6 protein-coding genes are annotated in these 6,966 nt (G+C 40.1%); all 6 read right to left on the bottom strand.

The features are described from left to right. Positions 1–2,105: heavy metal translocating P-type ATPase (locus PP181_RS17585; protein ID WP_272638047.1), on the bottom strand; the 2,105-nt coding region annotated here is incomplete at its 3' end. 78 nt (positions 2,106–2,183) lie between these two features. Further along, positions 2,184–2,639, bottom strand: a complete 456-nt coding sequence (locus tag PP181_RS17580; RefSeq protein ID WP_133687208.1) for a heme-binding domain-containing protein — start codon at positions 2,637–2,639, stop codon at positions 2,184–2,186. Then, complete coding sequence (locus PP181_RS17575) at positions 2,640–3,230, bottom strand: DUF3347 domain-containing protein (protein WP_133687209.1); 591 nt, start codon at positions 3,228–3,230, stop codon at positions 2,640–2,642. Between the two features lie 25 nt (positions 3,231–3,255). Next, positions 3,256–5,628, bottom strand: coding sequence for a multicopper oxidase domain-containing protein (locus tag PP181_RS17570; RefSeq protein WP_272638046.1), 2,373 nt, complete (start codon positions 5,626–5,628; stop codon positions 3,256–3,258). A 74-nt stretch (positions 5,629–5,702) separates the two neighbouring features. Then, complete coding sequence (locus tag PP181_RS17565; RefSeq protein ID WP_133687211.1) at positions 5,703–6,269, bottom strand: helix-turn-helix domain-containing protein; 567 nt, start codon at positions 6,267–6,269, stop codon at positions 5,703–5,705. Positions 6,270–6,271: 2 nt separating this feature from the next. Further along, on the bottom strand, positions 6,272–6,966 hold a 695-nt coding region (locus PP181_RS17560), incomplete at its 5' end, for a TolC family protein (protein WP_272638045.1).

Here is a 6,966-nt window from a genome sequence, read left to right as displayed (position 1 = left end):
TTGTTTTCCGGTAGCATACTTGCTTGAAAATCGGCAAGGTTAAGTTCATCTGCGACAGCTTGGGCTGTATCGTGATTATCACCAGTAAGCATAATGACTGCAATTCCCTTATCCTGCAAATCCTTAATAGCTTTTGCACTCGTTTCCTTGATTTTGTCGCCGATAACGACGTAGCCGGTAACTTGACCTTCAACAGCGAGATAGGAAACCGTTTTCCCTTGTTTTTGGTAGGATTGTGCCTCTTCTTCCATAGCATCGAAAACTGTAGCATTGGCCATTTCCATCATTTTAGCATTACCCAAGGCGACTTCTTTTCCGTTCACTTTACCTTCAACGCCTTTTCCAGTAACTGCGTTGAATCCATCTGCTTTTAAAAACTCTGCGTTTTGTTCTTTGCCATATTTTACGGTGGCTTCTGCGAGCGGATGTTCACTTTGGCTGTTAAGGGAAACAATAAATTGTAGCACTTCGTTATCAGTTATTCCACTATCAAAAGAACCTACCTTCTCTACCGTTGGTTTGCCTTCGGTAATCGTTCCGGTCTTATCGACTATTAAGCTATCTACCTTATCCATTTTTTCAAGGGCTTCGGCATTTTTGATAAGTACGCCATTTTGTGCGCCTTTACCAACACCGACCATAACAGACATTGGTGTCGCAAGCCCCAAAGCACACGGACAGGCAATAATCAATACGGCAATGGCATTTACCAAAGCATAGACATAAGCGGGTTCTGGACCCCAAATTGCCCAAACGCCAAATGTAACAGCAGCGATTATAACAACGATTGGCACAAAATATCCCGAAACGGTATCTGCCAACTTTTGGATGGGCGCACGGCTACGACTGGCATCGTTGACCATCTGTATAATCTGTGATAACAATGTGTCAGACCCAACCTTTTCAGCTTTCATCAAGAAGGACTGATTGCCATTGATTGTGCCACTACTTACCTTATCATCGGTAGATTTGTTAACGGGAATGGGTTCGCCAGTAATCATCGATTCATCGATGGAAGTTTCGCCTTCGGTAATTACACCATCTACGGGAATCTTATCACCCGGCTTCACACGTAGGATATCGCCCAATTCGATTTCATCGATGGCAACTTCCTGTTCTTCGCCGTTCAAGACCTTGATGGCCTTATTCGGCGCAAGCTTTAAAAGTTCTTTGACTGCTGAATTGGTCTTGCTATGTGCACGGGCTTCGAGGACTTGACCAAGCAATACCAGGGTTAGAATCACCGTTGCCGCTTCAAAATAAACGTGAACTGTACCTGCTTCGGTCTTGAATTGGTCAGGGAAAAAATCGGGCACCAGCATCCCGAACACACTAAAAAGCCAAGCAACGCCTGCACCAATACCGATAAGCGTGAACATATTGAGGTTCCACGTTTTGATACTTCGGTAAGCACGCTCGAAAAACATCCAAGTGGCGTAGAAAACTACGGGAATGGAAAGCGCAAATTGAATCCAGTTCCAATATTTCAGTTCCAAAATGTCGTAAAGTGGATTATTGGTCAGCATTTCGGACATTGCAATGATGAAAATGGGCAATGTGAAGGCGACTGCTATCCAGAACTTTTTAAGCAGTTTTTTATAGGTTTTTTCTTCTGCGGATAAATCGGGTTCCATCGGAACCAAATCCATTCCGCAAATGGGACAGCTTCCCGGTTCGTCTCTTACGATTTCGGGATGCATCGGGCAGGTATATTGCGTTTCAGAAGTAGCCGTTAGGTTAACTTCTTCAACCAAATCCATTCCACAAACAGGACAGTCGCCTGGTTTGTCGTAAGTCTTGTCGCCCTCGCAATGCATCGGACAATAAAATGTTCCCGTTCCTTTGCCTTTGGGTTTCTCAACTTTCTTCTTATCGTGGGTATGATGATGTTCGCCATTCTGATGGATACTGTATCGCCCACCGTCCGCTTTTAGAGCATCTTGAAATTTCTCGATGGGAATATGGGATTCCATTTCTATTGTCGCTTCAGCTTTTTCTAAATTGACAGCCACATTGATAACACCTTCAACTTTAGAGAGCGTTTCTTCTACGTGCGTTCTACAACCATTGCAGGTCATTCCGTGTATGTGATAGGTGTGTTTCATTTAATTTTTAAATTATGCCTGACAAGGGAAGAGCTACTAACTAACCAACCATCAACTTGCACTTCCCGTATCAGGACTTTATTCCAAACTGTCTTTTAACGCTGTTATATAATCTATTATCATCCTCTTATCTTCATCTGAAAGAATTGCATCCCTGTGAATGAGTGTGTAACTATCCATCGGCATTTCGCCGCTTTCTATTTGTTTTATAATGGAACGCAACTTGCTGTTTTTCCGTCGACTGGAATAGGTGTCCCATTCATTAAAATTAAGTTCGTCCTTACCTGCTTGTATGTGGTCTTCCAGATACCAAGCCGCAGGCTGTATCTTACTATACCACGGATAATCTGTATTATTACTGTGGCAATCATAGCAAGAAACCTGCAACTGATTTTTTATCGTTGCAGGCACTTGATTTTCGACCATAAAATCACTTTGTGGTACAGCATCACTTTCGTTCAGGGTTATTGGAAAGAACTGAATCACTATCAATGCCACAAGGGCAAGCCACGCTATGATTTTTAAAAACTTCAATTAGTTGATTTCTCGTTGGACCTTTCCGCATCGTAACATTGAACTACCATAATAAGGATTCAACACATTTTCTTCTTTGCTCAACCACGCAGTTCCACCATCATACATAGGGCAATATTGCTCATAAAGTTTCACTTGTGTTCCAGTGATTGCCACCATATCGGTTACATCCTTACTTAATATCTTAAAATGTTCACGCTGATGCTTGATGTCACTTTCTGAAATGTGTTCTGCGTGTTCTGTGGCATCTTCGATAATGTCATTTAATTCTGATTTTTCATTATCGGAATAGTTTGAGGCATCAAAAGATTTAAGAGATTGAGCCAATGTATTTCCCAATTCTTTCGCCTTGCCATTATCATCGCCTACAAGCGCATCTTTTAAATTGAAATAATCCTTCAGGATTGCTTCTGCTTTTGCATCTTGGTTGTCATTCATCGCCATATCCTTTTTGTCATCCATAGACTCTTGGTGCATCTCGCTGCTCATAGGTGCAGTAGATTCATTTTTGTTTCCATCTTTACAGGAAACCGTTAGTACCATTGTGGCAGCAAGTGCCATTATACCTATTGTTCTTTTTACTGTTTTCATCTTGTTTATTTTAAATTGTTAATTATTAAAATCGGGCTAAAAGGCCGCCACCCCAGCCATATCGGTTATTGTAATTTGCCTGTAACGAAAAGTTTCGGGATAGGATATATGAGGCTCCCACAAGCCATTGCGTTTCCCCCTGATAGGATGTGTCTCCAATATCGTTCACCCAACCAAAGTCAGCTCGGTATTCGTATTCGCCTTCCAGAAAAATTCTCGGAAAAATCAAGAATTCCCTGTCCAGACGAATTCTTGGCCTTAGTTGGTGGTCCATACTGACATCCACATTAAAACGGTACGGGGTAAAGTATTTTACACCCACCAAACCTACTGTATTGAAGGTATCATAAGAATCGGGTGTTGAAGTTTCTGTATTTACCCCAACATAAAGGCGCACCCAATCATTCAGGTATCTGTTATAATTTACTTCGGCTTCAAGATTTTTGTCATAATCAAACTCTGCCCTTAAACCAAAGCCATTTCGGATATTGCTTGACATCAAAAAGAGTTCATTAAAATTTGAGCCCAAGCGTGCCATTCCCCACGAATAATAATGGTCTGTTTCATTGATAAGTTTCTGCATTGGATAATCTCTCATTCTTTCGTCCCTTGGCGTACCGTAACTAAACACACGGGCCATACCACCCATCATATGATATAATACGTGGCAATGAAAGAACCAATCGCCATATTCTTCGTTATAGAATTCTATGACCACCTTCTGCATTGGTGGTACATTGACGGTATGTTTTAATGGGGAACGTTCGCCATTTTCATTGATGACCCTAAAGTAATGTCCGTGCAAGTGCATTGGATGGTGCATCATCGTGAGGTTATTAAGTGTAATTCTGGTTACTTCACCTCCTTTTATATTAATTTTGTCGGTTTCTGATAATGGCACGCCGTTCATACTCCAAACATAGCGTTGCATATTGCCGGTTAGGTTCAACAGGATGTCGTTTACTGGCAAATCATCTTTATAAGTAGTATTCTCTTTTGCTTTTAAAAAATCATAATTAAAATAGGTTTTACGAGTTTCGTAATCAAATGAGGAAGAATCCTTCTGCATCTTTGACATATCTTGCTGCATATGGTCTTTCATTTTATCTGAATCTCCTTTGTGATTCATTGCCATTGTATCCATTTTCATTCCCATTGCATCATCCATCTTCATATCCATCTGGTCATTCATTTTGCCATCATTCATCGACATCTTATTGTTCATCCCCATTTTCATCTCATCGTCCTTCATATTCATCTTCATTCCATACTTCTGCATTAAAACTTCAGGTGTATTCTTTTTTTTGTTTCCTACCATTGCAGGTGCACCCATTTTCATACCCATTTTGGCCATTTGCTTCATCATCGCTACCTTATTAGGCCTATCAATTCTTTTGGCTGGATAGAGAGTGCCATTACCTAATTGTATAGAAGTATGACCAGAGCCATCTTGAGCCGTAGCGGTAACCTCTAAAATACCTTCGGGAATAGTAACGATAACATCATAAGTCTCAGCTATACCAAAGAGAAATCTGCTTTTAGAAACGGGCTGCACATCAACACCGTCACTTGCAACTAACAATGGATTACCACCACCGAAATCTACCCAGTAGTAAGTAGAAGCCGAGGCATTGATAAAGCGAAGACGTACTTTTTCTCCTGGTTTAAATTCTGGATATTCTGCAACTTTTTTACCATTGGATAAAAACGCTGGATAATAGACGTCTGCAATATCCGCACCTTCCATTCTATCGCGCCAAAATTTGAACTGTGCTCCCAAGGCACCTTCTTTTATGACTCTACTTAATGGTACTGCTGTACCTTTTTTAACCTGGTACCACTCATTACCTCTTTTAAGGTTGCGCAAAACGTTCATTGGTTTTTCGTTTGTCCAATCAGATAACACTACAACCAAATCTTTGTCATAATCCAATGTTTTTTCTTTTGGCTGAATGACTATAGAACCATAAACTCCCTTTTGCTCCTGTAGCATTGTATGGGAATGGTACCAATAGGTTCCTGATTGATTAATAGGAATTCTATATTGAAATGTTGTACCGGGCTTTATTGGCGGTGTTGTTAAATACGGTACGCCATCATAAAAGTTGGGAAGTATCAACCCGTGCCAGTGTACTGAGGTTTCTTCATCCATTTTATTGGTTACATTAATGATGGCAAGGTCGCCTTCGTTAAATTCCAAAACCGGTCCAGGAATACTACCATTGATAATCATTCCTTTAGCAGTTACACCAGCGAGAGTCATTTCGTTTTCTTCAATAGTAAGGTTATACTCCTTAACAGCTCTTCCTTCTTCTTCTCTATCTTGTCCATTAGTTCCCACTTGAGCAAATACAGTAGAAGAAAACAGCAGTAATGTGATAATTCTTAGCTTTTTCATAGTTTTCTCATAGTTTTTGTTTAACAAAGATATTATTGGCATTCAGTTTGTCGTGTTATAATTCTGGTTCATATCTATATAATCTTGTCTAAAGGATTTCTAAAATTTTTATGCCCATCCTTATAATCGCTAAGGCTCATTCCTGTCTCACTTTTAAACTGTTTGCTTAGATGATTGACATTGCTGTAATCGAGCAATTGGCTTATTTTTGTGAAATTATAATCGGGTGTTTGGATAAGTTCCTTGACCTTTTCTATCTTCAGTTTGATGAAATATTTTTCAATAGTGATGCCCTCGGTAATGGAAAACACCTTGCTGATTTTTGAATAGTCCTTTTGCAATTTATCCGCAAGAAAATCTGATAGCTTCCCATCAATATCAAGCGGCATTACATTCAACAACTTTATCAATTCAATTTTTACTTGCTCGGTCAATTTATCCTCGGTAGAAGCGATGAGTGCAAATCCATTTCTTTTTAAAATTTCGGTAAGTATGCTCAATTGTTCTTTTTCATTCATATCTAATCGAAGCCTACCCAACTCAATATCCAACAGACTAATGTTAGCCTTAAACAGTTCATCTTTTAAGACCTTGATACATCTATCACAAACCATATTTTTTATGTAAAAATCCTTGACCATAACTAGTTGATTAAATAGTTGATTATGGCCGATTGCACATAGTACCCTTTTACCGACTCGATTTGATTCATTTGAAACTTCAATTGCAATTCTTGAATGTCCAGGACATCATTAAAATCGATAGTGCCTGTCTCGTAATTTTTGACCAGAATTTCTTCGGCATCTTGAGCTTGTTTTAGATTGCGTTCTTGTGTGTTGTAAGCAATGCGAGCTTGGTTGCGTTGTGATTGCGCTTTCGCGAAAGCGGATTCCAGCACATTCAATCGCTGTTCCCTTTGGGTCTCTATTTCCTGTTGTCGCAGTTCATTTTGCCTTGAAATGGATTTGTAACGGTTGTTGAAAATGGGTATGGACACCGATACCATAGGCATCAATACATCTTTCCCATTATCGCTGAAGTTGACATCGCTGCGTTCCGTTACGGGCAGGTAGTCCACACCAAAACCAATCATAGGCAAATTCTCTCGCTGGTTGAGCAGTTCAGATTGTGCCACCGATTCATAGAGTTTGTCATATTTGAGCAGTTCGGGATTGAGTGATAGCGCTTGATTGTCGTAAAAAGGGGCTTCCTGCGGGATTTCCATTTCGGGAACAACGATAACCGTCATCATTGATTCGCGGTTGAGCAAATTGTTAAAAGCCGTTTGTTCTGCTGTAAATTCTTCTTCCAGCACTTCCTTTTGTTGTTGTAATTCAT

Source organism: Maribacter sp. PR66, from assembly GCF_028464205.1.
Taxonomy (GTDB): domain Bacteria; phylum Bacteroidota; class Bacteroidia; order Flavobacteriales; family Flavobacteriaceae; genus Maribacter; species Maribacter flavus.
The sequence above is the reverse complement of the archived record's forward strand: the minus strand, read 5'-3'. Positions and strand labels throughout refer to the sequence as shown.

Coding starts and splice junctions, on each gene's coding strand:
- PP181_RS17575 (WP_133687209.1), bottom strand. CDS start 3,230: ATGAAAACAGTAAAAAGAACAATAGGTATAATGGCACTTGCTGCCACA.
- PP181_RS17570 (WP_272638046.1), bottom strand. CDS start 5,628: ATGAAAAAGCTAAGAATTATCACATTACTGCTGTTTTCTTCTACTGTA.
- PP181_RS17565 (WP_133687211.1), bottom strand. CDS start 6,269: ATGGTCAAGGATTTTTACATAAAAAATATGGTTTGTGATAGATGTATC.